Genomic DNA, 25,362 nt, shown 5'->3' with positions numbered 1-25,362 from the left:
GTTCAAACAAAGGAAGAGGCTATGGTTCAAGTTCGCAAACTGGTGTTAGCAATAGCGGCCGCCTCGGCGCTGTCCTCCGGTATGGCGCAAGCGCTCGGGCTCGGGGAGTTGACCCTGAAGTCGCCGCCGAACCAGCCTTTGGTCGCCGAGATCGAGCTGCTCGATGTCCAGCAACTGACCGCCGCCGAAGTCGTGCCGAGCCTGGCTCCCCCCGAAGAGTTCGCCAAGGCGGGCATTGACCGCCAAGCCTTCCTCAATGACCTGAGCTTCACCCCGGTGATCAACGCCAACGGCCGCAGTGTCCTGCGGGTGACGTCCAGCCGGCCGCTGTCCGAGCCGATGGTCAAGTTCCTGGTGCAGGTGATGTGGCCCAACGGCCGCTTGCTGCGCGACTACAGCGTGCTGCTCGATCCGTCCAAATTCTCGCCGCAGGCCGCCGATGCTGCGCGGGCGAAGCCGTCCCAAGCGGTTTCCACACCGGTCACCGGGGCCACCAAGCCGTCCCAATACACCACCACGCCGCGCGACACCCTGTGGGAAATCGCCGCCAAGGTGCGCAACGGTGGTTCGGTGCAACAGACCATGCTGGCGATTCAGGCGCTGAACCCGAACGCCTTCATCAACGGCAATATCAACCTGCTCAAGACCGGCCAGGTGTTGCGCCTGCCGGATCCGGTGCAGAGCACGGCGCTGCCGCAACCCCAGGCCATCGCCGAAGTGGCTGCACAGAACGCCGCCTGGCGCCAGGGGCGTCGGGGTGTGGCGGGTAACGGCCGGCAACAGTTGGACGCGACCAAGCGGGGCGCTGCCGAGGGCGCGCCAGCCCAGGCCGCCGCGCGCGACAACCTGAGCCTGGTTTCCGCCGAGTCGGCGAAGGCGGGCGCCAAGGGCAAGGGCGCTGCCGGTGATGCCCAGGCACTGAGCAACCAGCTTGCAGTGACTCAGGAGAGCCTGGATGCGGCTCGTCGCGACAACGAAGAACTGAAAAGCCGCATGGCCGACCTGCAGAGCCAACTGGACAAGCTGCAGCGTCTGATCGAGCTGAAAAACAACCAACTGGCGAAGATGCAGGCTGATGGCGCTGCTGTACCGCCTGCGGGCGAGTCGACCCCGACGATGTCGGCCGAGCTGACCCCGACGCCGTCGGCGCAGCCACCGGCGCCAACACCAGCACCCGAGGCCGCCCCGGAAGCGACGCCGCCCGCCGCACCGGTCGAGCCGACAGCTGCCGCTTCCGATGAAAAGAAATACAACGACCTGCTGACCAATCCGATCCTCCTGGGGCTGATTGGCGGTGGCGCATTGATCCTGTTGCTGCTTCTGTTGCTGCTTGCCCGTCGCCGCAAGGCCCAGCAGGAAGCCGAGAAACATCTGCGCATGGCCCGAGCCCTCGAGGAGGAGGCCGACTTCTCCCCGGAGCTCGATCTGCCCCCGAGCAGCTTCGAGGGCATTGAGGTTCCACCACCCAGCGTAAAACTCGAACCCAAGCCAGCCCCGGCGCCAGTGCCCAAGCCGGCTCCGGTGATTGCGCCAGTGATTGTCACGCCGCCCATTGCCGCACCGTTGGTGGCCCCGGCCGCCGATCGTTCCGACGACGTGCTGCCTCAGGCCCAGTCGCACATCGACCGCGGTCGCTTGAACCAGGCGGCCGATCTGCTGGAGCAAGGCATCAAGGCTGAGCCTCAGCGCAGCGATCTGCGTCTGAAGTTGATGGAAGTCTACGGCCAACAGGGCGATCGAGACGCCTTTGTTGCCCAGGAACGTCAACTGGTCGCCAATGGTGAAAACTACGCCCAGGTCGAACAGCTCAAGAGCCGTTTCCCGGCCATGGCGGTCGCCGCTGGCGCAGGCCTGGCAGCCGCAGCCGTGGCTGCCGAACTGGATGCGCAGTACGTCAAGGAACTGCTGGAAGACAAGCCGGCGACCGATGAAGAACTCGACAACGCTTTTGACCTGAGCCTGGACGACTTTGATACTACGCCCGCAGCGCCGGCACCCGAGCCGCTCAACGAACTGGACGCGTTTCCGGAAGACGATGACCTGAGTTTCGAGTCGGTGCTCAAGCAGCAGACCGAGGCCAACGAAAGCCTCGACGACCTGTCGGAGTTCGACCTGGACCTGGGCGCCGACGCTCCGGCACCCGCCCTGGAGGATGACGACTTCCTGCTGGGCCTGGAGGATGACCTCAAGGGTCTTGACGTCCCGGCCGCCGAAACGCCGGCCCTGAACGACACCCCGGCCGACGATCTTGAGCTGCCGGCGGATTTCGACCTGTCCCTGGCGGACGAAATGGATGCCCATGACCAGCCCAAGGATGCCTTCGAATCCGAGCTGGATGATGTCAACGCCGAGCTGGATCGTTTGTCCGACAGCCTCGGTCAGCCGACCTTCACGGCCGATGATGCCTTGGCGACTGCTGACGACGAGCCGGATTTCGACTTCCTCAGCGGCACCAACGAAGTGGCGACCAAGCTCGATCTGGCCCAGGCCTACATCGACATGGGCGACGACGATGGCGCCCGGGATATCCTGGGCGAGGTCCTCAACGAAGGCGATGCCACGCAGAAGAGTGAAGCGCAGGAAATGTTGTCGCGCCTGGCTTGAGGTGATTGGTTAAACAGAGACGGCAGCCGGTGAGGCTGCCGTTTTTGTTTGCAGGGGTTGGATGGTGTCTGGGCGGGCGCTTTCGCGAGCAGGCTCGCTCCCACATTGGTTTTGCGGCGCTCAGAGAACCCTGTGGGAGCGAGCCTGCTCGCGAAAGCGCCAGTAGAACCAGCGCAGAACCACCGGTTGCACTGGCATCGCGCCCCGCCCGCCTTATAATGCCCGCCTTTGCGTACCTCAGCAGGCTGTAATTCCTTGGCAAACATAGACAACCCGGCCGCAGAAATGGCGGCTGACGGCTTTTTCCGGATCGCCCTGGGCGTTGAATACAAAGGCTCGCGCTATCGCGGCTGGCAGCGTCAGGCCTCCGGTGTCCTGACGGTGCAGGAAACCCTTGAAAATGCCCTGTCCAAAGTCGCCGACTCGCCCGTGTCGCTGCATTGCGCCGGGCGTACCGATGCCGGCGTGCATGCGTGCGGGCAGGTGGTGCATTTTGATACCCAGGTCGAGCGCTCGATGAAGGCCTGGGTCATGGGCGCCAATATCAACTTGCCGCACGATGTCAGCGTCAGTTGGGCCAAGGCCATGCCGGCGCATTTCCATGCACGCTTCAAGGCCATCGCCCGGCGTTATCGCTATGTGATCTACAACGACCAGATCCGCCCGGCGCACCTGAACGAAGAAATCACCTGGAACCACCGCCCGCTGGACGTCGAACGCATGGCCGAGGCCGCGCAATATCTGGTCGGCGTCCACGACTTCAGCGCCTTCCGCGCCGGCCAATGCCAGGCCAAATCGCCGATCAAGGAGCTGCATCACTTGCGCGTGACCCGTCACGGCAAGATGATCGTGCTCGACATCCGTGCCAGCGCCTTCCTGCATCACATGGTGCGCAACATCGCCGGCGTGCTGATGACCATCGGCGCGGGCGAGCGACCGGTGGAGTGGATCAAGGAAGTGCTGGAAAGCCGCATCCGTCGTTCCGGAGGCGTCACGGCGCATCCGTTTGGCCTGTACCTGGTGCAGGTGGAATATCACGATGAGTTCGAATTGCCGGAGCGTTACATCGGGCCACATTTCCTGACAGGCTTCTCGGAACTCGACGGCTGACGCCTTCCGTTGCATTTGTTACCATCCGGAACTTCCATGGAATTGCCTGAGGTTTTCCCCATCATGCCGGTCGTTCGCAGCAAGATATGCGGGATCACTCGCGTCGAGGACGCGCTGGCGGCGGTCGAGGCCGGGGCGGACGCCATCGGGCTGGTGTTTTACGCCAAGAGTCCGCGGGCGGTGACGGTGCAGCAGGCGAGGGCGATCATCCAGGCCTTGCCGCCATTCGTGACGCCGGTCGGTCTGTTCGTCAACGCCAGCCGTTGCGAGCTGGGCGAGATACTCGATGCGGTGCCGTTGGCGCTGTTGCAGTTCCATGGCGACGAGACGCCAGCCGATTGTGAAGGCTGGCATCGCCCTTATATCAAGGCCCTGCGGGTCAAGGCCGGCGACGACATCGCCGCGGCTTGCGAGGCCTTTGCCGGTGCCAGCGGGATCTTGCTGGACACCTACGTCGAGGGCGTTCCCGGCGGGACCGGCGAAGCGTTCGACTGGTCGCTGGTCCCGCAAGATCTTGCCAAGCCGATCATCCTCGCCGGTGGCCTGACGGCGGACAACGTGGCGGCAGCCATTGCCCAGGTCCGCCCCTATGCGGTGGACGTCAGTGGTGGCGTGGAGCAGGCCAAGGGCCTCAAGGATCCGGCAAAGATTCGCGCGTTCATGGCCGCTGTGCGCAGCAGCCAGTAGTCAATGTGACGGCTGGCAGACTGCCGCCGTCCATACCTGCACTGTACAAAGCAGGCAGGCGCCGCCTCCGGGCGGGCCGATAGCGTAGTGGCAATCGCCGTGCAGCGGTTGTCGGGATGGCAGGGGATGGTGGGGCTGGACGCAGGTCATGTTTCGCGCTGACCGCGACGGTCCGCAACCCTCGCCGCACAATGAATTTGAGCTCAAGGGCATACGCGGGGCTGCGAACCAGAGCGTTCGGGCCGCCGGTACTGGAGAAAGAAGCATGAGCAACTGGTTGGTAGACAAACTGATCCCTTCGATCATGCGTTCCGAGGTGAAAAAAAGCTCGGTGCCTGAAGGTCTGTGGCACAAATGTCCATCCTGCGAAGCGGTGCTTTACCGCCCGGAGCTGGAAAAGACCCTGGACGTTTGCCCCAAGTGCAACCACCACATGCGCATCGGCGCGCGTGCCCGTATCGATATTTTCCTCGACGCCGAAGGCCGCGTTGAACTGGGCGCCGAACTGGAGCCCGTGGACCGCCTGAAATTCCGCGACGGCAAGAAATACAAGGACCGCCTGACCGCCGCCCAGAAACAGACCGGCGAAAAAGATGCGCTGGTGTCCATGAGCGGTACCCTGCTGGGCATGCCGGTGGTGGTGTCGGCGTTCGAGTTCTCCTTCATGGGCGGTTCCATGGGCGCGATCGTCGGCGAGCGCTTCGTTCGCGCGGCCAACCACGCCCTGGAAAACCGTTGCCCGATGATCTGCTTCGCCGCCTCCGGCGGTGCGCGGATGCAGGAAGCGCTGATCTCGCTGATGCAAATGGCCAAGACCTCCGCGGTGCTGGCGCGTCTGCGTGAAGAAGGCATTCCGTTCATTTCGGTACTGACCGACCCGGTCTACGGCGGCGTCTCCGCCAGCCTGGCGATGCTCGGTGACGTGATCGTCGGCGAGCCGAAAGCGCTGATCGGCTTTGCCGGCCCTCGCGTGATCGAACAGACCGTGCGGGAAAAACTGCCGGAAGGTTTCCAGCGCAGTGAATTCCTGCTTGAGCACGGTGCCATCGACATGATCATTCACCGTCAGGAACTGCGCCCGCGCCTGGGCAACCTGCTGGCGCAATTGATGGGCCTGCCGACGCCGAAGTTCGTCGCCACGCCGATCGAGCCGATCGTGGTTCCGCCGGTGCCTGCAGGCCTATGACCCAACGTACCCTGGGCGACTGGCTTACCTACCTTGAGCAGTTGCATCCATCCGCCATCGACATGGGGTTGGAGCGCTCGCAAGCGGTAGCGTCCCGCATGGGACTGGCCAGGCCGGCGCCCCGGGTCATCACGGTTACCGGCACCAATGGCAAGGGTTCGACCTGCGCCTTCCTGGCTTCGCTGTTGCGGGGCCAGGGCCTGAGTGTCGGTGTCTACAGTTCGCCGCACCTGCTGCGCTACAACGAGCGGGTGCAGGTCAATGGCATCGAAGCCTCTGATGCCGAGCTGTGCGAAGCCTTCGCGGCGGTGGAAGCCGGGCGGGGCGAGACTTCCCTGACGTATTTCGAAATGGGTACCTTGGCGGCGTTCTGGCTGTTCGCCCGCGCCGGCCTGGATGCGGTCGTGCTGGAAGTCGGCCTGGGCGGGCGGCTGGATGCGGTCAACCTGGTGGATGCGGACATCGCGCTGGTCACCAGTATCGGCGTGGACCATGCCGATTACCTGGGTGATACCCGCGAATCCGTGGCCTTCGAGAAGGCCGGCATCTTCCGCCCGGGCGCGCCTGCGCTGTGTGGCGACCTTGATCCACCGCAGCCCTTGCTCGACAAGGTTCGCGAGCTTGATTGCCGATTTTTTCTGCGTGGGCGGGATTTCGACCTGGCCATGACCGAGCAGCACTGGCAATGGCGCGGCAGTGACGCCAAGGGCAATCCGGTGGAGCTGCACGACCTGCCGCTCCTGGACCTGCCGATGGAAAACGCTGCGCTGGCGCTTCAGGCCTATTTGCTCGCAGATCTGCCGTGGGACGCGGGACGGATTGTCCAGGCGTTGCAGGCGACTCGCGTCGTCGGTCGTCTTGATCGTCGTTCGTTCGATTGGCAAGGCAAGCGTCTCAACCTGCTGCTCGATGTCGGCCACAACCCTCATGCCGCCCAGTACCTGGCGGAGCGCCTGGCGCGGCGGCCGGTGGCAGGCAAGCGCCTGGCGGTGTTCGGGCTGTTGTCCGACAAGGACCTCGATGGCGTGGTCGATGCCTTGGATGGTACTGTCCAGCACTGGGCCGTCGCTCCGCTGGATTCGCCGCGTTCCCGTCCGGCCAGCGAGTTGCAGGCAGCCTTGCAGGGTCGTGGCGCTTCGGTCGATGCTTACGCCAGTGTGGCCGACGCGCTGGAAGGGCAGTGCGCCCTGGCGACGGCCGACGACGAGATTCTGTTGTTCGGATCATTTTTTTGCGTAGCCGAGGCCCTTCAATGGTTGGCCCGGCGCTCCTCGGAGGAAGCTGCAGATGGCATTGCTGGATAAGGCGTACAAGCAGCGCATGGTCGGGGCCCTGGTGTTGGTGGCCCTGGCGGTGATCTTCCTGCCGATGCTGTTTTCCCGTCAGGACGAGCAGCGCCAGGTCACGGTCGATGCACCCGCCGCGCCCCAGGCGCCCGCCGTGCCGCCGGTGCAGGTCGAACCGGTGGCGGTGCCCGAGCCGCAAGCATTGCCTCAGGAGCCGGTTCCGAGTGACGAGGAGTTGGCCGGGGAGCCCGCCGCGCCGTCTGCGCCCATTGCGCCCGCGCCGACCGCACCGGCTTCGGCCACGCCGAGCAAACCGGCTGCCCCGCCAACGCCTGTTCCAGCGGCGCCGGCAGTCAAGCCAGCCCCGACCCAGCCGATCACGGCGGCACCGAAACCGGACACCACGCAAAGCCGTGTCGATGCCAATGGCCTTTCGGTCAGTTGGTCGGTGCAACTGGCCAGCCTGACCAGCCGTGAAAGCGCGGAAAAACTGCAGAAGAACCTGCGCAGCCAAGGTTATAACGCCTATATCCGTTCCGCCGATGGCAAGAATCGGGTGTTTGTCGGTCCGCTGATCGAGCGTGCCGAGGCTGACCGCCTGCGCGACTTGCTCAATCGCCAGCAAAACCTCAAGGGTTTCGTGGTGCGCTTCCAGCCGGAGCGTGGTTGAACGCCATTTGGCTGATTTGAATCACGCAGCTTACCGACAGCCCTGCGCTCTGCTAAAATGCGCCGCCTTATCCGTCTGTAGGCTGCACCGTGCCATTTACCTGGGTTGATTGGGCGATCGTTGCAATCGTCGCCATCTCTGCATTGATCAGTCTGAGTCGCGGCTTCGTCAAGGAAGCGCTCTCGCTGCTGACCTGGATCATTGCGGGAGTCGTGGCCTGGATGTTTGGTGGCTCGCTGTCCCAGTACCTCGCCGGATACATCGAAACACCGTCGGCCCGCGTCATCGCGGGCTGTGCCATCTTGTTTATCGCCACCTTGCTGGTTGGCGCAATGATCAATTATCTGATCGGCGAACTGATTCGCGTCACCGGGCTTTCCGGGACGGACCGGTTCCTGGGCATGGCCTTCGGCGCGGCGCGTGGCGCGTTGCTGGTGGTCGTGGCCGTCGGGCTGTTGAGCCTGGGGCCGGTACAGCAGGATACGTGGTGGCAGGAGTCCCGGCTCGTGCCACAATTTCTATTGGTTGCAGACTGGTCCAAGAACCTGATCCTGGGTTGGAGCAGTCAGTGGCTTGCCAGCGGTATCAGCGTACCCGCTGAAATACCGTTCAAGGAACAGCTCTTGCCGACGGCCAAAACGCCGCAGTGAGTGTTGTTCAGTTCAGATCCATTAAGTAGGGGTTGCGTCGCATGTGTGGCATCGTCGGTATCGTCGGTAAGTCGAACGTCAATCAGGCGCTGTATGACGCGCTAACCGTGCTCCAGCACCGCGGCCAGGACGCTGCCGGTATCGTGACCAGCCATGACGGCCGGTTGTTCCTGCGCAAGGACAATGGACTGGTGCGTGACGTGTTTCATCAGCGTCACATGCAGCGCCTGGTCGGCCACATGGGTATCGGCCATGTGCGCTACCCGACAGCGGGCAGCTCGACCTCGGCCGAGGCCCAGCCGTTCTACGTCAACTCGCCGTACGGCATCACCCTGGCGCACAACGGCAACCTGACCAACGTCGAGCAGTTGGCCAAGGAAATCTACGAATCCGATCTGCGCCACGTCAACACCAGTTCCGACTCGGAAGTGATGCTCAACGTGTTCGCCCACGAGCTGGCCCAGCGCGGCAAGCTGCAGCCAACCGAAGAAGACGTGTTCGCCGCCGTGACCGACGTGCATAACCGTTGTGTCGGTGGCTACTCGGTGGTGGCGATGATCACCGGCTACGGCATCGTCGGTTTCCGCGACCCGCACGGCATCCGCCCAATCGTGTTCGGCCAGCGCCACACTGACGAAGGCGTCGAGTATATGATCGCCTCCGAGAGCGTATCCCTGGACGTGCTCGGCTTCACCCTGATTCGCGACCTGGCACCGGGCGAAGCGGTCTACATCACTGAAGACGGCAAGCTTTTCACCCGCCAGTGCGCGACCAACCCGAGCCTGACCCCGTGCATCTTCGAACACGTCTACCTGGCGCGTCCGGACTCGATCATCGACGGTATCTCGGTCTACAAGGCGCGCCTGCGCATGGGCGAGAAACTGGCCGACAAGATCCTGCGCGAGCGTCCGGACCACGACATCGACGTGGTCATCCCGATTCCGGACACCAGCCGCACCGCGGCCCTGGAACTGGCCAACCACCTGGGCGTGAAGTTCCGCGAAGGCTTCGTGAAGAACCGCTACATCGGCCGCACCTTCATCATGCCGGGCCAGGCCGCGCGGAAAAAGTCCGTACGCCAGAAGCTCAACGCCATCGAGCTGGAATTTCGCGGCAAGAACGTGATGCTGGTGGACGACTCCATCGTGCGCGGCACCACTTGCAAGCAGATCATCCAGATGGCCCGCGAAGCCGGCGCCAAGAACGTGTATTTCTGCTCCGCGGCCCCGGCCGTGCGTTACCCGAACGTCTACGGCATCGACATGCCGAGTGCCCACGAGCTGATCGCTCATAACCGCACGACCCAGGAAGTGGCCGACCTGATCGGCGCCGACTGGTTGATCTACCAGGACCTGCCGGACCTGATCGAAGCGGTCGGTGGCGGCAAGATCAAGATCGAGCAGTTCGATTGCGCGGTATTCGACGGCAAGTACGTTACCGGCGATATCGACGAGGTCTACCTGAACCGGATCGAGAACGCCCGTAACGATGCGTCCAAGGCCAAGACCCAGGCGGTCAGCGCGATCATCGATCTGTACAACAACTGAGTAACGAACCGGCCCCGAGGGGCCGGTTTGCGTTCAAGCGATAGAAGGAGTGGAGCATGAGTCAGGATTGGGATGCCGGTCGGCTGGACAGCGACCTTGAAGGTGTAGCGTTCGATACCCTGGCGGTTCGCGCGGGCCAGCACCGTACACCGGAAGCCGAGCATGGCGATCCGATGTTCTTCACCTCCAGCTACGTCTTCCGCACCGCTGCCGATGCCGCGGCGCGATTTGCCGGTGAAGTGCCAGGCAACGTCTATTCGCGTTACACCAATCCCACCGTGCGGGCTTTCGAGGAGCGCATCGCCGCCCTGGAAGGCGCCGAGCAAGCGGTTGCCACCGCCACCGGCATGGCTGCGATCATGGCCGTGGTCATGAGCCTGTGCAGCGCTGGTGATCATGTACTGGTGTCGCGCAGCGTCTTCGGCTCGACCATCAGCCTGTTCGAAAAGTACTTCAAGCGCTTCGGTGTCGAAGTCGACTACGTGCCGCTGGCGGATCTGTCGGGTTGGGATGCGGCGATCAAGGCCAACACCAAGCTGTTGTTCGTCGAATCGCCGTCCAACCCGCTCGCGGAGTTGGTGGATATCGCCGCGTTGGCGGAAATAGCCCACGCCAAAGGCGCCATGTTGGTGGTCGACAATTGCTTCTGCACGCCAGCGCTGCAACAGCCGCTCAAGCTGGGCGCGGACGTGGTGGTGCATTCGGCCACCAAATTCATCGACGGTCAGGGTCGTTGCATGGGCGGCGTTGTCGCCGGTCGTGGCGAACAGATGAAAGAAGTGGTGGGTTTCCTGCGCACTGCCGGGCCGACCCTCAGCCCGTTCAACGCCTGGATCTTCCTCAAGGGCCTGGAAACCCTCGGCCTGCGGATGAAAGCGCATTGTGCCAACGCTCAGGTCCTGGCCGAGTGGCTGGAACAGCAGGACGGCATCGAGAAAGTCCATTACGCCGGCCTCAAGAGTCATCCGCAACATGAGCTGGCGGCGCGTCAGCAGCGTGGTTTTGGCGCGGTGGTGAGTTTCGAAGTCAAGGGCGGCAAGGAGGGCGCGTGGCGCTTCATCGATGCCACGCGGTTGATTTCCATCACCGCGAACCTGGGTGACAGCAAGACCACCATCACGCACCCAAGCACCACCTCTCACGGGCGTCTCTCGCCGCAAGAGCGTGAAGCAGCGGGCATCCGTGACAGCCTGATCCGCGTCGCGGTCGGCCTGGAAGACGTAGCGGACCTGCAAGCCGACCTGGCCCGCGGGTTGGCGGCCTTGTGATCGAGCTGGCAACGCCGCCGAGCGGTACTCATGGCCGGGTTGCCCTGGTAACGGGTGCGGCACGGGGGATCGGCCTGGGCATTGCCGCCTGGCTGATCTGCGAAGGTTGGCAGGTCGTCTTGACCGACCTGGACCGCCAGCGCGGCTCCAGAGTGGCGAAGGCCCTGGGCGACAATGCCTGGTTCATCGGCATGGACGTGGCGGATGAAGGGCAGGTCGCCACCGGCATCGCCGAAGTGCTCGGGCAGTTCGGCCGGCTCGACGCGCTGGTGTCCAACGCGGCCATTGCCGACCCGCACAATATCACCCTGGAAAGCCTCGACCTGGCTCACTGGAACCGGGTCCTGGCGGTGAACCTGGGCGGGCCGATGCTGTTGGCCAAGCATTGCGCGCCTTACCTGCGTGCCCATAACGGCGCCATCGTCAACCTGGCCTCGACCCGCGCCGCGCAATCGGAGCCCGACACCGAGGCTTATGCGGCGAGCAAGGGTGGCCTGCTGGCGCTGACCCACGCCCTGGCGATCAGCCTTGGGCCGGAGATCCGCGTCAACGCCGTCAGCCCCGGCTGGATCGATGCGCGAGACCCCTCGCAACGTCGTGCGCAGCCGTTGACCGATGCCGATCATGCCCAGCATCCGGCGGGCAGGGTAGGCACGGTGGAGGACGTGGCGGCGATGGTGGCGTGGCTGTTGTCGCGCAACGCCGGTTTTGTTACCGGGCAGGAGTTTGTCGTGGACGGTGGCATGACCAAGAAAATGATCTACGAGTGAAAGGCTGCCCGCGCGTTGTTTGAACTGTTTTTAAAAAAACTTCAACGCTGCTATTGACTTAGCATCGGTACCTGCGTAAATTTCGCGGCCTCAACGCAGCAAAGGGTGATTAGCTCAGCCGGGAGAGCGTCTGCCTTACAAGCAGAATGTCGGCGGTTCGATCCCGTCATCACCCACCATGTTTCTTGAGAGTCTTGCGAAAGCAAGATGGAAGCTGTCAAAAGCCTCCACCGACGCGCAGCGGTAGTTCAGTCGGTTAGAATACCGGCCTGTCACGCCGGGGGTCGCGGGTTCGAGTCCCGTCCGCTGCGCCATATTTTCCGAAGCAGGTTCACCTGGTTCGAGATCCAAGCCTTCGGGTTTTGATCAGACGAGTTAACTGGACGCAAGTCCACAGCGATACGCAGCGGTAGTTCAGTCGGTTAGAATACCGGCCTGTCACGCCGGGGGTCGCGGGTTCGAGTCCCGTCCGCTGCGCCATATCTGCTTCGAGGCCCACTGAACGCCTTGGAGCTAAGAAGAAAGCTGAAAAGCTTCTTCCTATCGATAGCAAAGACCCTGGTCGAAAGATCGGGGTTTTTTGTTTCTGGGATTTGAAGATTGGAACAAGCCCCTGTGGCGAGGGAGCTTGCTCCCGCTGGGCTGCAAAGCAGCCCTTCAGTGAAATGTCGAACTCGCCTCAGAACCCCAACCGATCCCGCAACCCGTAATACCAGGCCCCCATCGCCGCAAACGGCGTACGCAACAACTGCCCGCCCGGGAAGGGGTAGTGAGGCAGGTCCGCAAACGCATCAAAACGCTCCGCCTGACCTCGCAGTGCCTCGGCCAGGACCTTGCCCGCCAGATGCGTATACGTCACGCCATGGCCACTGCAGCCCTGGGAATAATAAATGTTATCCCCCAGCCGTCCGACCTGCGGAAGACGCGACAGTGTCAGCAGGAAATTTCCGGTCCAGGCGTAATCGATCTTCACATCCTTGAGCTGCGGAAACGCCTTGAGCATCTTCGGCCGGATGATCGCTTCGATATTCGCCGGATCCCGCGCGCCGTACACCACGCCGCCACCGAAGATCAGACGCTTGTCGCCTGTCAGCCGGTAGTAATCGAGCAGGTAGTTGCAGTCTTCGACGCAATAATCCTGGGGCAGCAGACGTTGAGCCAGCTCATCGCCCAACGGCTCGGTGGCAACCACCTGCGTACCGCAAGGCATGGACTTGGCCGCCAGCTCAGGCACCAGATTGCCCAGGTAAGCATTACCCGCCACGATAATGAACTTGGCCCTGACCTTGCCCTGCGGGGTATGCACAACCGGACTGGCGCCGCGCTCGATGCGCACCGCCGGCGACTGTTCATAAATCACCCCGCCCAGCGACTCGACCGCCGCCGCTTCGCCCAAAGCCAGGTTAAGCGGATGAATATGCCCGCCGCTCATGTCCAGCATCCCGCCGACATACTCGTCGCAAGCCACCACCTCGCGAATACGCCGCTGATCCAGCAGTTCCAGCTGGGTATGCCCGAAACGCTCCCATAAACGCTTCTGCGACTCCAGATGGCCCATCTGCTTGGCGGTGAGAGCGGCGAACACACCGCCGTCCTTCAGATCACACTGAATCTGATACTTCGCCACCCGCTCACGAATGATCCGGCCACCCTCGAACGCCATGTTGCCCAGTAACTGCGCCTGCTGAGGGCCGACACTGCGTTCGATCACATCAATGTCGCGGCTATAGCTGTTGACGATCTGCCCGCCGTTACGACCCGAGGCGCCAAAGCCGACCCTGGCCGCCTCGACGATGGTCACCTTGAAGCCGTGCTCCAGTAGAAACAGCGCAGAAGACAACCCCGTATAGCCCGCACCGATCACGCAGACATCGGTTTCGACGTCATCCTGCAGGGCAGGGCGCGACGGCGCCGGATTCGCCGATGCGGCGTAATAGGACGCTGGGTAGGATGTGTTCGCCATTCTGGAACCTCTGTTTTATATTTTTTACGAATGCGCCGATCCTACCCGAGATAAAAATCCGCCGCCAGCCAGCGCAAAATCTTCGTCGCGTTGGCGCAATTAAATATTTTGCATATTCATAGGGTTAGGTGAAAAAAAGGTGTTGACACCCTTTTGGAATTCCGTAGAATGCCGCCTCACAGCAGGCACGTAGCTCAGTTGGTTAGAGCACCACCTTGACATGGTGGGGGTCGTTGGTTCGAGTCCAATCGCGCCTACCAAACAAAATCCGCTCTGCTGGGCGGTCTAGAAGGGCTCACCGAAAGGTGGGCCCTTTTTTGTTGCTTCGGATTCAAGCAGAACGTTCACAAAATATCGGGTTCGTTCACATCGGCAATGTGAACGCTGGATTAGCGAGCTTTCGTAAGGCGATTTCTCCGTTCATTCCCGCCGAACCACCGTTCATCCTCCTTGTCTTGAGTGTCTTTCGTTGTACCGATACTGTTCATTTGTACAGTATTTGGTGTGATGGCAATGCATGACGATCTGATCGATGACACTGGTTTTGAGCTTGGGCTACCTAGCCGTGAGGAGATGCTTAAGCATCAAGTGGACATACTCTGTTCAGACCTGGAGCTGACACGCCGTAACCTCAGAGCAGCCCACAGGGAGCTTGCAGGGCTGATCGTCGTGTACCGGAGTGCACTAAAGGAGATTGGGACGTTGAAGGCTGAGAACGGGAGGCTGAGGTGGACGCTGAGTGACATCTACCACAGGCAGAGCCAGGAGATGACCAAGAAGATGGGGTATGCCTACGGGGATCACGACAAGAGATGAGATCCGCCCTTTCTTAAGAAACCACTTCTTCTATAGAAAAAGAAAAGGGACGGATTTATTTTTTTGCTCCGGTGTTCTGAGTTCTCATCGAATGGATTCACTTGGAGCTGGCAGCCGCTAGAAAATAAATCTGTTCCCTTTTCCTTCCTTTTCCCTCTTATCAGACTTTTAGTTTCTGATTGGGCCGCCGATACACTCACCACTCATTTTCAAATGGATGTAATCGGATGGTCATGTACTTGCTCCTGTCGGGGCTCGGCTTAATGGTTGCTATGCAGCTGGTCATTTTCTGCGTTGCCATCAAAAATTCGTTACCCCAGGCCATGCTCTGCTTAGTCATACCCTTTTACGTGTATGTCTATGCGAAGAAAGATTCACAAGCGAAGGTGTTCCTCTGGGGTTGGTATTTGGGAGTTGTTTTGCTCACTGCGGGGGTCGTGGCCTCAGCTTGAAGACATCTCAACATATTCATGAGCCTCGGCATTTTCCGGTTTTTTTCGTTTTCGGTTCCACCACACCTTTTGCCCCGAGCTGGGAGCGCTGCTGGAGCTGACTTGTTTGACCAGGCCTGCAGCGGCCAACTTTTCCTGATGGAGTTGCGATGGATCCTTCTGACCTCGGCCCAGGCTCAGCTACCTGGCCGGGCGGTACTGGAACCATTTGCTGGGCGGCTTTCTGTGGCTGCGTAAATTTCTTTCAAAGGTAAGTCCGTCCCCTTCTCCACTGCCCCTTTTCCCTATGGTGCGAGTGAATGAGGTGAGGGTGAAGAGATCACAGATCAACTCAAATATGGTCTATCCGCTATACACTCGCTCTTCAGGCCGGTGAGTAGATGGCCGCGTGCCCAGGTATCGACAGAGGATTACGGATGACATCACTTGGCTCCAACGAGGTTTTCATCATCCGGCCGAAGATCGGCATCGGTCGTTTATTCTTTGTTCCACTGCTTCGCCAGACACCTTGGGCGATCACGGCGATCTTTTGTATCAGCTTAGCGACCGGACTGTCGTTACCGGGGAGGGAATGGCCGGGCATCATCCTCGCAAGCCTGGTTGTGATGTGGTGGGTATATCAACTGGGCAGAGATATCAGCGAGCGCGCTCCACTGGCCGTGCAGGCGTCTGGTGTGGCTTTTCTCGGACGGTATCAACTAACGAAACGCACACCGCTTCGAATAGTGCTCAAACCCGACGGCCACCTGGCTTTTAGCAAGTCCTACAGTATTCATGTCGAGTATGAAAACGGGCGTTTGTTAATTGCTCGCCGTGTCGTCGGAAAAAAAGTCAACCAACAGAAACAGCTCGCCAGCGAGCTCGCCGAGTTTCTGGGCTTATTTGCATACGTGGATGATGGCTCTGGAAGACTGAAGAAATTAGCCGGCCAACGGTGAGGTTCCCGTCGCAACCAAGCAAACGAAGCCCTATTGAGGCACGTACTCGCGTATTGCGGGCCAAGCGCTGTGTGTTGGCGCTCTGTGAGTGATAACCTGCGAGTTCTTCTTTAAGTGATATTGGATACAGTCATGGAAAGCTGCTTGAGGACGCTCGGAGTTAGCCTCGCTAACAAGATAGTGATCCCCGCCGCTTGGTTATCGGGGCTGGTAACGATAGGACTTGTGTGGGGCATGATACGGTTTTCGCCCGATAAGCTTACAGTCGAAGGGCGTCAGCTCTTCGTGGCTTCTTTTTCTATCTTTTGTCTCGCCATAGGGTACTTGATATGGCGTAAGCGACGAGCAAAAGCACTTGTGACATCCATCAACCTGAAAGAAGGTCTGAGCCTGGACGGTGCTCGGATGCTTGGCTATCCGAACTCCCTGTTTTTTGTCTTTGACCTGTCCAACAGGAAACTCGCTCAATGCCAAAGTGTAACCGGCGACTATCAGATTCGAGACTTCACGTGGGTAACAGGCTGGCAGTTCGAGTGGCAACAGATTGACAGCAGGGTATCGGGCGGCGTTCTTCAAATAGTCGATGGGGCAGGCATGAGCGTCCCAACCGACGAAATCCGGCGTAGGTTCATAAAATTCTCCCTGGTTTTGACGGTTGCCGATACAAATCATCCTCTCTTCCGTTTCCCGATGAGCCGGAGCGCAGCTGAAGGCTGGTGCAGCCGGTGCAATGTTCTTTTCATGTGCTAAACACGAAGCGTCACACCACAAGATAATTCTTTAGAACTCGTGACAGCGCTGATCGGAAGAAAAGCCCTAGCGGATTGCGCTGGGGCTTTCTTTGCAGATTACCTGGCCTCGAAATCCGGACGAGACTCTTCGAGCTTTTCGTCAACTGCCCCAAATGCCTTCTCGATATTCCCTCGGCAGTAGGCGTCGATGGCATTGCAAATCGGGAAGAGGGGATGCGTGCCTAAGGCGCCAGGGTCATTTTTCTCGTAGATATAACGCCACTCTACGAAAACCTTGTCATATTGCCGGAGTCCGTAGGCGATATCGCCACTGTATCCTTCATTAATGGCGAATGCCTTGATTGACTTTTTAGCTTCGTCTGGCAGATTTTCATATAGTTTGCTGAGATGATGTCCTTGTCCGCCAGGCGCGATTTTGAGAGATTCATCACGTCCTTGGGATATCGCAATTCCGCCAGGCAGTTCGTCCTCTTCATCGAGAAGGTAAGTCATCGTTGCGTTGATTGACTTTAAAAATATTTCCGTGGCGAGACAGATGTTGATCATTCCTGGCACGAACAGATTACTCTGCTTCGAGTCAATTAGCTTTCGCCCGGCTTCACCAAATGCCAAGCCTTGATGGTAAATAGTTCCAAGGCAGCGATAAGTCACCACGCGCTTATAAACTGAAGTCACTAACGAATCCTTTTGTTGGTTTTGGGGCGGTCAATATGGCAGGCCAAACGTCTGCGGGAGGTTTTATTCAGGCGTAGCTGTTAACTCGCGCCCAAACGCACGCGTCCCAGCCTTTCGTGCAAAGGTTGTCAACGAGCTCCTTGCATAACCACCAGTGGCTTGATAGATCATCTGGATTGACGTCGTATTCTTTAACCTCAATCTTTTTGTAGATGTCCTGAATATTGCCAGGGAGGCTCTCGAGTGGTGTTTCGGCCGTGCGAACCAAGTGAGTTCTATTCCCTTCGTCGTTGAAAGAAGCGTAGAAAAATACTTTCATGGCTGATCCTTGCTTTTGGTTGGCTGTTTTTTTTTGCAATTCATGATCTGGGAAGTTGTTACAGAACTTCAATACATATCATGATTTGAAGCGTTAGCAAATGTTACGCGGTGTTCCGCTTCTGGCGTCGAATACGTCTGTATTGGTTTTCGTTGTTTCTGATATGTAGGAACTATCCTTCAGAAGAGTGCACCGTAAGGTGTTCTTAGCGAGGTAGTAACCATCGTTTTTCCTGGTCTTCTTCGCAAGCCAAGTCCGCGGGTTGTGAACATTGCCTCGAAATGAATTTACCGGCGGTCCGGTCGTTCGGAATTACTGCGGCTCGCGGGACTCCATTTATCGAGGAATATGTATTTCTCAATTGCGGTGAACACCGCCCGAGGCATACGCAATGACGTCGTTCGAAGAATTCAGGGCCACATCCCATGAGCTTCTCAAAGAGCTGGATGCTGCGACGATAAAGATGATGATGCTGGTCTCTGCGAAAGAGGTATCCGGTCCTTTTTGGGAGGACGCTGCCCAGCGGCATCACGACGCTGTAAATGCTTGGCATTCCTTTCTCAATATTCCGACGGGTTTTGTGTCGGATCCGCCTCTACCCTAAGAGTCAGGTTCCTCACCGGTTATTTCGCTCGACATTTCGCGCCATACAGACTGCGTATGGTGCGCAGTTGACTGATATGCTGCGAACACCAGCGAACGTTAACAAGCTCAGTGCGACGTTGCTCTATGGTCTGCCAGTGGGCAGCTAGAGCTCTATCTCGCCTTTATCGACACGGCAGGTCGTCCAATTCGTGGCTGGAAACTAAGGAAGGATCCCCGATGCGAGAATTTGAGCTCATTAAGTCCGTGCCAGTCCCCTCAAGGTCCGGCATTACCCATCTTTACAACCCGATGAACCTGGTGGACGCTTTTGCGATTCGGCTCCCTGCGGGCACATCCAGCGATCCGGATTTGCTAGCTCGATTCATTCTTTCACACCAGCCCTCCTGGATCGGATGGCTCCTGACAGTCCGGGACACTATCGTTGCCTGTTTTGGCCTGAAGACAGCCAGACATCTGGCATCGCTTGCCAATCGGGTTGGCGTCTTCAAGGTCTACAGTACAAACCAGACTGAAATCGTGTTGGGAGAGGACGACAAGCACCTCGACTTTCGGATATCGATCCTGTGTTCTGAAGAGGCGGAGCCAGAAGGCAATCGCCAACTGGTGTTTTCAACCGTGGTTCAGTGCCACAACCGTCTTGGCCGGGCCTATATCTTCGTTATCGCCCCGTTTCATCGCTTGGTTGTCAGGGCCAGCTTGCTCCGTGCAGCGCGCGTCGGTTGGCCTCTGGCTACCTGCGCCTCAGAGCGCAGTGTCCCCGTGTAGATCAGTTTCCAACGGGCACTTCGCCAGTTAGGCACGCAGCCGTTAGAAGATAGTGGGCATCGGTGCTCCTGACCTGATAGCGTTGCGGGAAAGGAGCATGGGTGTGTGCAGAGAATGGGCAAACTGGAACCGTTAATGCCGTACAACTACATGAACGGCCGCTACCTGGTCTTCAAAGGCAACGGCAACGATGGGGCGCCTTTGGGCAGGATTCACCAGGACGGAACCGTTCGAAACCTGCAGGGTGAGCCGCTCTACTACATAAACATGGACGAACATGCGTTCTGTTCGATGGACTTTACCTTTCAGGGCAATATACAAAAAATTCGCGGCACGTTTTACGTGCTCGGTGACAGAACGCTGTTCACATTTTCCGAGATGAAGGTTAAGCCACTTGGAAACGAGACCGAGGAGCAGGCGCTTCACCGGGAGTTCAAAAACACCGCGATAAACCTGGCAAGGCAAATCGCCCAGGCGAAGAACGAGATGGCGCAGGAACGGATAGAGATGGCCATGTCCGATTCAAACCCTTTCCGACGTTTCCGTGCCTTCTTCACGAGCCGAGCCCGCAGGGAGCGAGCATCACCAGGTTGGCGTCGCAGTGAGTTAGAAAACGATCATGAGTTCAAATCGAGGTCTGTCGCTGTCTCCTCATCATCACTTGCGCCAATGAGCTTATGGGCAACAGATGCAAGGACCAGGCAAACGCGGCCATACAACAATTACGCGACGGTCCGGTTACAGGTGAATTCCTATTACGGTCTGTCCCTGGCTTTCCGCTTTCCGCCGATCAAGGTGGGTTGTACTGCGTCACTCGCACAAGCTCCTCGTCGTAGCTCACGTTGGGAAAACATCCCCTCCGTCTATACCCCGCGTTTCTAGCCGCGGTAAATCTCAAGAGCGCGGTGTGCAACACACGCCTTCCAATTGACTGGGATTCATATGAAAACGCTAGTCTTGGCATTCTTGCTGGTAGTACTGGCAGCCTGCATGCCTTATAGGACAGTCACCTCGCCAGATCCAAACTGGATGCGTCTGGGTGGAAATGAGCCTGAGGGTTATCCAAGGACGTTTGTCGAGACTTGGGAGGGCAAATGCTATGCGGTTACCGAGGCATGGTTCAAGAGTGCAATCAACGGTCGTACCTTGTGGACCAAGCGGCAGTCTAACGAGGCTGTTACCTGTCCATAGGCGCCCCCGGAAGCAGATTGGAGGGTCCGGGATCCTGCAGTCATGGTTGCAGGCGATCAAGCCATTGAAACTTCACCCTTTACCAGACGATCTTCTAAGCATTGGCTAACAGGAGATCAGGTATGAAATGTTATCTATGCGGGCTGGAAGCACAACAGTCCGAAGAGGATCAAGGTGGTGAACTCGTCAACTGCGCTGACTGCGGCACCTACAAAATTTCAGGCCTTGTTCTGAAAGAGCTGGGGGGCAGGAAATTCAATTACCCGAAAATGCGCGATGATCTGCACCGCCAGCGGCAGTTCAACGCTACGTCTGTCGCGGAGATCAATACCGAGACGGCCATCTGGGCTTGAGCGTGGCGCTGCCTGGCGATTCATCGCAAAGACCCGATCAACTTAAAAAGCGCCAAGGCAATGCCAAAGAAACAGCCGGATGACAAAACGACAGCGAGTGCTGCCGAAATCGAGCGATCAATTCTGGCGCTCAACAAAATGGCTGAGCGCCTGTGGGGTGATGGCCGGGAAGCGGAAGCCGAGGCGCTGTTAAAGGCGCTGGATGCGTTAAACCGTGCGCTTGATCGCATAAGGATCGGGGAGAGTCGCAGAGTGCTTCACTGAAGCCCGGCGTTGGTGCTGGGCCTTCTGGTTTGTTGTGCATTGCTCCTAACCGAATTTCCCACCCACCTTGAACTGCTCCGTCGCCTCGATCAAAGCACTGACAATCCCGGTTTCCGAAGGTGAATGCCCGGCATCATTGATCACGGTCAGCACCGAGCCTGGCCACGCTTTATGCAGGCGAAAGGCCGAATTTGGCGTAGCAATCATGTCGTGCCCGCCCTGGATGATGCTGCACGGCAGATGGGTAATCGCCGCGATGCCTCGGATGAGCTGATCTTCCTCCAAGAATAGTTGGTTCTTGAAATACCAGGCATCCAGGCATCCCATGCCAGTGCTGGTTTGACCGTCTGACGCTTGTTCTTCGACGCCGTCAGGGTCGTGCCGCAACAGCGAACAACTGGCGGAGTAGCGCACCCAGCAGCGGATGGCTTCCACGCGTAGGTGCTCGTCGGCGCCGGTCATGCGGTCCAGATAGGCTTTCAAGAGGTCGTGGCGTTCGGCTTCGGGAATGAAATTCACGAAGTCTTCATGAGCGCGGGGAAAGAAGCGCCGCATGCCGTGGATGAACCAGTCGATCTCGTCGGCTGTGCCCAGGAATACCCCTCGCAGGATGAAGCCAAGGCAGCGTTGCGGATGCGTCTCGCCGTAGGCCAAGGCCAAGGTGGTGCCCCACGAGCCACCGGTGATCAGCCAACGATCGATTTCCAAATGCTCCCTTAACGCCTCGATGTCGTTGACCAGCGCTTGGGTAGTGTTGTCGCGCAGTTCCGCCAAGGGTGTCGAGCGAAGGGCGCCGCGCTGATCGAACAGTACGATGCGGTAATGATCGGGATCCCAGAACTGTCGTTTGGTCGGCGGAGCGCCTTCGCCGGGTCCGCCGTGGAGGTAAATCACCGGTACACCGTCGGGGTTGCCGCTTTCTTCCCAATAAAGCGTATGCAGATCGTCGACGGGCAGCATGCCGCTGCGCCGAGGCTGCTCGATAGGGGGAAATTGACTGTAGGTGATCTGACGGGGGGCATCCATGGGGCGGCTCCTGATGTATGTGTTGTTTCAGCAGGGTCTCTTTCAGTTCGGAAAGAGCCGTCTGCCGCAAGTTCACACGCGGCATCGGCGCACAGGACAAACGGAAGGCGCATAAGTTATTGATAAAGCGGAATAAACGGCCGTTTGTCGGGCCAGGCAATCTTTATCGCTCAGTTCGTAGTCATTGCTAAGAACACCGCAAGCACGAGGAACCGGCGATGCCCCTGGATTGCGATGAATATGAAGAGCTGTTCGCTCGGCCGGAATCAGCTTCCACTGAAGGTGGGGACGTTGATCTTGATTGCTTGGTCATCGGCGCCGGCCCCGCTGGATTGACCGCAGCCGTTTACCTGAGTCGATTCCACCGGCAGGTCCTGGTCGCCGACGGTGGGCGCAGCCGTGCGAGTCTCATTCCACGTTCCCATAACTATCCGGGTTTTCCACCGGGCATTTCCGGCACGGACTTGCTCGCCCGGCTGCGAGAGCAGGCGTTGCGTTACGGCGCGATCATCGAATCAGGGAGGGTCAAGCGCCTGCTCAAGCACCGTGCAGGTTTTGTTGCGCAACTCAACGGCCGTGAACTGGTTGCGCGTCGCGTGGTGCTGGCGACCGGAATCGTCGACACGCTGCCACACATGGAGCGGCCTTACGATGCGGTTGCGCAATCGGTGATCCGACTTTGCGCGATCTGTGATGGTTACGAAGTCAACGGCGACAACGTCGCGGTTTATGGCGAGGCGAGCTGTGCGATCAATCATGGATTGTTTTTGCGAAACTTCACTGACCGGGTAACGGTATTGATTCATGGAGATAGCCAGGCTTGCGAAGAAGCCGTTGCGGTAGCGAGGCATGCCGGTATTCGCGTGGTCGCCGATCGTGTCGAGCATATAGAGGCTGGCAGCGATCAAGTCCAGGTTGAAACGTGCAAGGGCGAAAGCCTCTGCTTCGACATTGTGTATCCGTCTCTGGGCTCGCAAATGTGCTCCGAACTCGCGGTGCAACTCGGTGCCGAGACCGATGAGCAAGGTGCGCTGGCCGTCGACGCGCACCAGCGCACCTGCGTAGAAGGTCTGTATGCGGTTGGAGACGTGGTCAATTCGCTCAAGCAGATCAGCGTCGCTACCGGCCAGGCGGCAATATGTGCGACGGCGGTGCATAACAGCCTGGAGGTGCGTTTATGGGATCGAGCGCGTGACAAGAAGATGCCTTTCGATTCGGCTTGAGCTTGCACCAGGCGGCGCTACTTGGTCGCTGGGAATCTCGTCGGTTCCACTCGACAGCCAACCGGAACACCGACGCACCTTGGCGTATCTACCGACAACACAATCGGAGCGCCTGGCAGTGGATGTGTACAGGATAGAGTTCGAAAACGACCGTTGGACACTTTATAAATCCCATGGCTACAAACCGATCCTGCAGGCTGACAGTCAAGGTGAGTTGATCGACCATGTGCTTGCCTTGACGCGGGGGGAGGGTGTCGTGATTCGATTCATGGGGAACAGCGGCCTGCGAGAATTGAGGCTGGGGAACGTGCGGGACGACGTACCATAGTGGACCTGTGAACCGCGTATTGATTGAACTGCCAGCGCCCTGGTGTGCCCAACCTGTTATCAACGAGAGGGCAAACCCATGACCGACGAGAAGAAAAACGAACAACCCAAGGACGACACGCCCGCCCACTCCACCGAGCAGGAGCGTGAGCGTTTGAAGGACTTCAACAAAGATGGTATTCCACCGGGGTCCTCATGATCGGCCTCGGGAATTGCGCACTGCCTAAGTGCGGATTTATATACCGTTAGACGGAGACTGGCGGCGCAAACGTTCTCAGCGCCGCCAGCACAACTTACCGATTATTCCACCATGCAAATCCAATGATGATCCTCCCTGTAAGGCGCTCGGATAAACGCCACGTCGGATACCAGCACCATCCCACGCTTCTGAAGTGCTTCGGTCAGTTGTACGAGTGTCTCTGCTTCGATAGTCATCGCTGTTACCTCGTCAGATTACTGCGTTCATAATTGTTGACCGAGCGCCTTGACGGGTAATTCATTTTTTCTAACGAGCTGATCGTAGAGCCTGAGCGTTTTTCCAGGTCTTGCTGCGAACTAAAGATGTCGCTGGCTCTACCGACATAGTGGAAACCTGACATCGAATGGCCTCGCTGTGCAGGCAAACAGTTCGCGCAAATGAGCGTGTGTTTCGATTTTGGCGCCACCATGGAAGATTTTCAGTGAAAAAGCTTTACCCCTTGTTTTTCGCAGCCCTATCTTTGGGCGCTCATGCAGTGCAAGTAGCAGATTCTGCGGTGGGTGCATCGGCAAAGGCCGATCATACGGCTCTTTTAGGAACTTGGGCGATGAGCCCTCTACGCAACGGTATTGCCAACGTGGCAAATTACTTGCCGGATGGAACAGTGGCATTGCATTCGTTTAACTGCAATGAGCCCAACGCCAGAGGGGAGGTCGAGGTATCCAAGTACACCTTGGCCGATGACGGTAAGTCGATCCATATCGAGTCGCCAAACGATACCTTCGACCTTGAGGTTATTTCGTTGACGCCGAATACCATGCGCCTGGGTATGGTGTTGTCCGGCAATCCTCTGATCTTTAGCTATCGAAAGGTGCAAAAGATCGCGCCATTGTGCGATTCGTATGTCATTGACCGGGAAGCAGAAGCCAAAAAGTCGCCGTACCAAGAGGCTGATTTTGCTCCAGCGCCTACTTTGCCCTCGCACGCCGACCTGAACCGATACATCGGTCGGTGGGCAAGCGAGCGAGGAGATATTCAATTTGAGATCCGCAGGGACAAAGGCGGCGAAGCTTATCTCTATAACTCAGACAGCGAAAATTGGGTCTACCTGTTCAACGGCGTCAGTTGGGAAGCTGACGGCCTCCACTTCACCGCGTTCGCCTACAGCAATAAGCCAGACCTTTATGATCACCCGTATCATAAATCCAGGATACCGCATGTGATTGCTATCAATGAGGACGGTACGCTAAAGCAAATATACTTCATCAGAGGAACCCATCGCTTCGAGACCACACTTTTCCGCAAGGCCGACAAATAAGCTCACGTCTAAGGCTCCCGGAGACGAAGCGCAATCATTGGCCCAGGTAGCCGCCAGGACGAATTGCTTTCTAAGACGCTCAGACTGGGCAGGATTGATCCGGTCAGCGTCTAAGCCGTCGGATGGAGGTCCACCTGAATGAATAAGCCCCGCAGCAATGCAGGGCTTATTCGTTACTTCTTCAATTGCCTGCGAACATCATCGGCCACCGGCCCAACAGCCTTGACCGCTGCCTTGAGCTGCTCTTCGGTCACGCCGAATTCTTTCGCCCAGTATCTCAATTCCCAGTCTTCGGAAGTGTTGATGCGGTTCCGGTCCTGGGGCCCGCGATTGCTCAAGTCGTCAGCCATTGTCGAGCTCCTATGAAAGGCCTGGTAACGCCAGGCGACACTCAATG

At 58.7% G+C, this 25,362-nt stretch carries 25 protein-coding genes, 4 tRNA genes and 1 pseudogene; 25 read left to right on the top strand and 5 right to left on the bottom strand.

Translation table 11 applies throughout. The features are described from left to right. Nucleotides 1-21: 21 nt before the first annotated feature. The 13 genes from J3P89_RS19170 (at nt 22) to J3P89_RS19110 (ending at nt 12,258) form a co-directional block, all read left to right on the top strand. On the top strand, nt 22-2,604 hold the full coding sequence (locus J3P89_RS19170; protein ID WP_434695291.1) for a FimV/HubP family polar landmark protein: 2,583 nt from the start codon (nt 22-24) through the stop codon (nt 2,602-2,604). A 285-nt stretch (nt 2,605-2,889) separates the two neighbouring features. Then, entirely contained in the window at nt 2,890-3,714 is an 825-nt protein-coding gene (gene truA / locus J3P89_RS19165; protein WP_434605041.1) for a tRNA pseudouridine(38-40) synthase TruA, read from the top strand. A 63-nt stretch (nt 3,715-3,777) separates the two neighbouring features. Then, the gene (locus J3P89_RS19160; RefSeq protein WP_434569209.1) at nt 3,778-4,401 is read left to right on the top strand and encodes a phosphoribosylanthranilate isomerase; all 624 of its coding nucleotides are present in this window, start codon (nt 3,778-3,780) and stop codon (nt 4,399-4,401) included. 265 nt (nt 4,402-4,666) lie between these two features. Next, nucleotides 4,667-5,587 carry an acetyl-CoA carboxylase, carboxyltransferase subunit beta gene (gene accD / locus J3P89_RS19155; protein WP_434569208.1) on the top strand — a complete coding sequence of 307 codons (921 nt, stop codon included), beginning with the start codon at nt 4,667-4,669 and terminating at the stop codon, nt 5,585-5,587. Further along, nucleotides 5,584-6,891: a bifunctional tetrahydrofolate synthase/dihydrofolate synthase gene (gene folC / locus J3P89_RS19150; protein ID WP_434695290.1), complete on the top strand. Its 1,308-nt coding sequence runs from the start codon at nt 5,584-5,586 to the stop codon at nt 6,889-6,891. The genes accD and folC overlap by 4 nt, the downstream gene beginning before the upstream one ends. Further along, nucleotides 6,875-7,543: an SPOR domain-containing protein gene (locus J3P89_RS19145; protein ID WP_434695289.1), complete on the top strand. Its 669-nt coding sequence runs from the start codon at nt 6,875-6,877 to the stop codon at nt 7,541-7,543. The genes folC and J3P89_RS19145 overlap by 17 nt, the downstream gene beginning before the upstream one ends. Before the next feature lie 89 nt (nt 7,544-7,632). Next, complete coding sequence (locus J3P89_RS19140; RefSeq protein WP_053150760.1) at nt 7,633-8,193, top strand: CvpA family protein; 561 nt, start codon at nt 7,633-7,635, stop codon at nt 8,191-8,193. A 41-nt stretch (nt 8,194-8,234) separates the two neighbouring features. Next, the gene (gene purF / locus J3P89_RS19135) at nt 8,235-9,740 is read left to right on the top strand and encodes an amidophosphoribosyltransferase (RefSeq protein WP_434569205.1); all 1,506 of its coding nucleotides are present in this window, start codon (nt 8,235-8,237) and stop codon (nt 9,738-9,740) included. 56 nt (nt 9,741-9,796) lie between these two features. After that, complete coding sequence (locus J3P89_RS19130) at nt 9,797-11,008, top strand: O-succinylhomoserine sulfhydrylase (RefSeq protein ID WP_434673952.1); 1,212 nt, start codon at nt 9,797-9,799, stop codon at nt 11,006-11,008. Continuing rightward, nucleotides 11,005-11,778 (top strand): SDR family oxidoreductase, encoded by a 774-nt coding sequence (locus J3P89_RS19125; protein ID WP_434695288.1) that lies wholly within the window; start codon nt 11,005-11,007, stop codon nt 11,776-11,778. Before J3P89_RS19130 ends, J3P89_RS19125 begins: the two co-directional genes overlap by 4 nt. A 103-nt stretch (nt 11,779-11,881) precedes the next feature. Next, nucleotides 11,882-11,957, top strand: a tRNA-Val gene (locus J3P89_RS19120). Nucleotides 11,958-12,015: 58 nt separating this feature from the next. Then, nucleotides 12,016-12,092 (top strand) — tRNA-Asp (locus J3P89_RS19115). 89 nt (nt 12,093-12,181) lie between these two features. Further along, nucleotides 12,182-12,258: transfer RNA gene (locus J3P89_RS19110), tRNA-Asp, on the top strand. Between the two features lie 199 nt (nt 12,259-12,457). Here the strand turns inward: J3P89_RS19110 and J3P89_RS19105 are convergent. Then, nucleotides 12,458-13,741 (bottom strand): NAD(P)/FAD-dependent oxidoreductase, encoded by a 1,284-nt coding sequence (locus J3P89_RS19105; protein ID WP_434695287.1) that lies wholly within the window; start codon nt 13,739-13,741, stop codon nt 12,458-12,460. Between the two features lie 183 nt (nt 13,742-13,924). Between J3P89_RS19105 and J3P89_RS19100 the strand changes: the two genes are divergently transcribed. The 5 genes and pseudogenes from J3P89_RS19100 (at nt 13,925) to J3P89_RS19080 (ending at nt 16,697) form a co-directional block, all read left to right on the top strand. Then, nucleotides 13,925-14,001, top strand: a tRNA-Val gene (locus tag J3P89_RS19100). Between the two features lie 253 nt (nt 14,002-14,254). Then, nucleotides 14,255-14,557, top strand: coding sequence for a hypothetical protein (locus tag J3P89_RS19095; RefSeq protein ID WP_434624908.1), 303 nt, complete (start codon nt 14,255-14,257; stop codon nt 14,555-14,557). Nucleotides 14,558-15,158: 601 nt separating this feature from the next. Then, nucleotides 15,159-15,259: pseudogene (locus tag J3P89_RS19090) on the top strand (chemotaxis protein); the annotation flags it as partial. Nucleotides 15,260-15,425: 166 nt separating this feature from the next. After that, nucleotides 15,426-15,947: a hypothetical protein gene (locus tag J3P89_RS19085; protein ID WP_434695286.1), complete on the top strand. Its 522-nt coding sequence runs from the start codon at nt 15,426-15,428 to the stop codon at nt 15,945-15,947. 234 nt (nt 15,948-16,181) lie between these two features. Then, a complete protein-coding gene (locus J3P89_RS19080; RefSeq protein WP_434695285.1) occupies nt 16,182-16,697 on the top strand; it encodes a hypothetical protein in 516 nt (171 codons plus the stop codon). 98 nt (nt 16,698-16,795) lie between these two features. Here J3P89_RS19080 and J3P89_RS19075 read toward each other — a convergent pair whose 3' ends face one another. Beyond that, a complete protein-coding gene (locus J3P89_RS19075; RefSeq protein ID WP_434695284.1) occupies nt 16,796-17,374 on the bottom strand; it encodes a hypothetical protein in 579 nt (192 codons plus the stop codon). Between the two features lie 67 nt (nt 17,375-17,441). Continuing rightward, nucleotides 17,442-17,693: a hypothetical protein gene (locus J3P89_RS19070; RefSeq protein ID WP_434695283.1), complete on the bottom strand. Its 252-nt coding sequence runs from the start codon at nt 17,691-17,693 to the stop codon at nt 17,442-17,444. A 391-nt stretch (nt 17,694-18,084) separates the two neighbouring features. Between J3P89_RS19070 and J3P89_RS19065 the strand changes: the two genes are divergently transcribed. The 5 genes from J3P89_RS19065 to J3P89_RS19045 all read left to right on the top strand — a co-directional run bounded on the left by J3P89_RS19065 (nt 18,085) and on the right by J3P89_RS19045 (nt 20,872). Next, a complete protein-coding gene (locus tag J3P89_RS19065; RefSeq protein WP_434695282.1) occupies nt 18,085-18,297 on the top strand; it encodes a hypothetical protein in 213 nt (70 codons plus the stop codon). Nucleotides 18,298-18,515: 218 nt separating this feature from the next. After that, the gene (locus tag J3P89_RS19060; protein WP_434695281.1) at nt 18,516-19,064 is read left to right on the top strand and encodes a DUF2867 domain-containing protein; all 549 of its coding nucleotides are present in this window, start codon (nt 18,516-18,518) and stop codon (nt 19,062-19,064) included. A gap of 135 nt (nt 19,065-19,199) precedes the next feature. Then, nucleotides 19,200-19,946 carry a hypothetical protein gene (locus J3P89_RS19055; RefSeq protein WP_434652975.1) on the top strand — a complete coding sequence of 249 codons (747 nt, stop codon included), beginning with the start codon at nt 19,200-19,202 and terminating at the stop codon, nt 19,944-19,946. A 431-nt stretch (nt 19,947-20,377) separates the two neighbouring features. After that, on the top strand, nt 20,378-20,608 hold the full coding sequence (locus J3P89_RS19050; protein WP_434695280.1) for a hypothetical protein: 231 nt from the start codon (nt 20,378-20,380) through the stop codon (nt 20,606-20,608). 60 nt (nt 20,609-20,668) lie between these two features. Continuing rightward, a complete protein-coding gene (locus J3P89_RS19045; protein ID WP_434569141.1) occupies nt 20,669-20,872 on the top strand; it encodes a hypothetical protein in 204 nt (67 codons plus the stop codon). Between the two features lie 45 nt (nt 20,873-20,917). Here J3P89_RS19045 and pip read toward each other — a convergent pair whose 3' ends face one another. Then, entirely contained in the window at nt 20,918-21,898 is a 981-nt protein-coding gene (gene pip, locus J3P89_RS19040; RefSeq protein ID WP_434695279.1) for a prolyl aminopeptidase, read from the bottom strand. Between the two features lie 218 nt (nt 21,899-22,116). Between pip and J3P89_RS19035 the strand changes: the two genes are divergently transcribed. Then, the gene (locus J3P89_RS19035) at nt 22,117-23,121 is read left to right on the top strand and encodes an NAD(P)/FAD-dependent oxidoreductase (RefSeq protein WP_434695278.1); all 1,005 of its coding nucleotides are present in this window, start codon (nt 22,117-22,119) and stop codon (nt 23,119-23,121) included. A gap of 1,007 nt (nt 23,122-24,128) precedes the next feature. Next, entirely contained in the window at nt 24,129-24,965 is an 837-nt protein-coding gene (locus J3P89_RS19030) for a hypothetical protein (protein WP_434569140.1), read from the top strand. A 173-nt stretch (nt 24,966-25,138) separates the two neighbouring features. On the opposite strand, the gene J3P89_RS19025 is transcribed toward J3P89_RS19030, so the two are convergent. Further along, nucleotides 25,139-25,315: a DUF3606 domain-containing protein gene (locus J3P89_RS19025; RefSeq protein WP_434569139.1), complete on the bottom strand. Its 177-nt coding sequence runs from the start codon at nt 25,313-25,315 to the stop codon at nt 25,139-25,141. Nucleotides 25,316-25,362: the final 47 nt, after the last annotated feature.

The organism is Pseudomonas sp. Z1-14 (assembly GCF_051132005.1).
Classification (GTDB): Bacteria; Pseudomonadota; Gammaproteobacteria; order Pseudomonadales; family Pseudomonadaceae; genus Aquipseudomonas.
The sequence above is the reverse complement of the archived record's forward strand: the minus strand, read 5'-3'. Positions and strand labels throughout refer to the sequence as shown.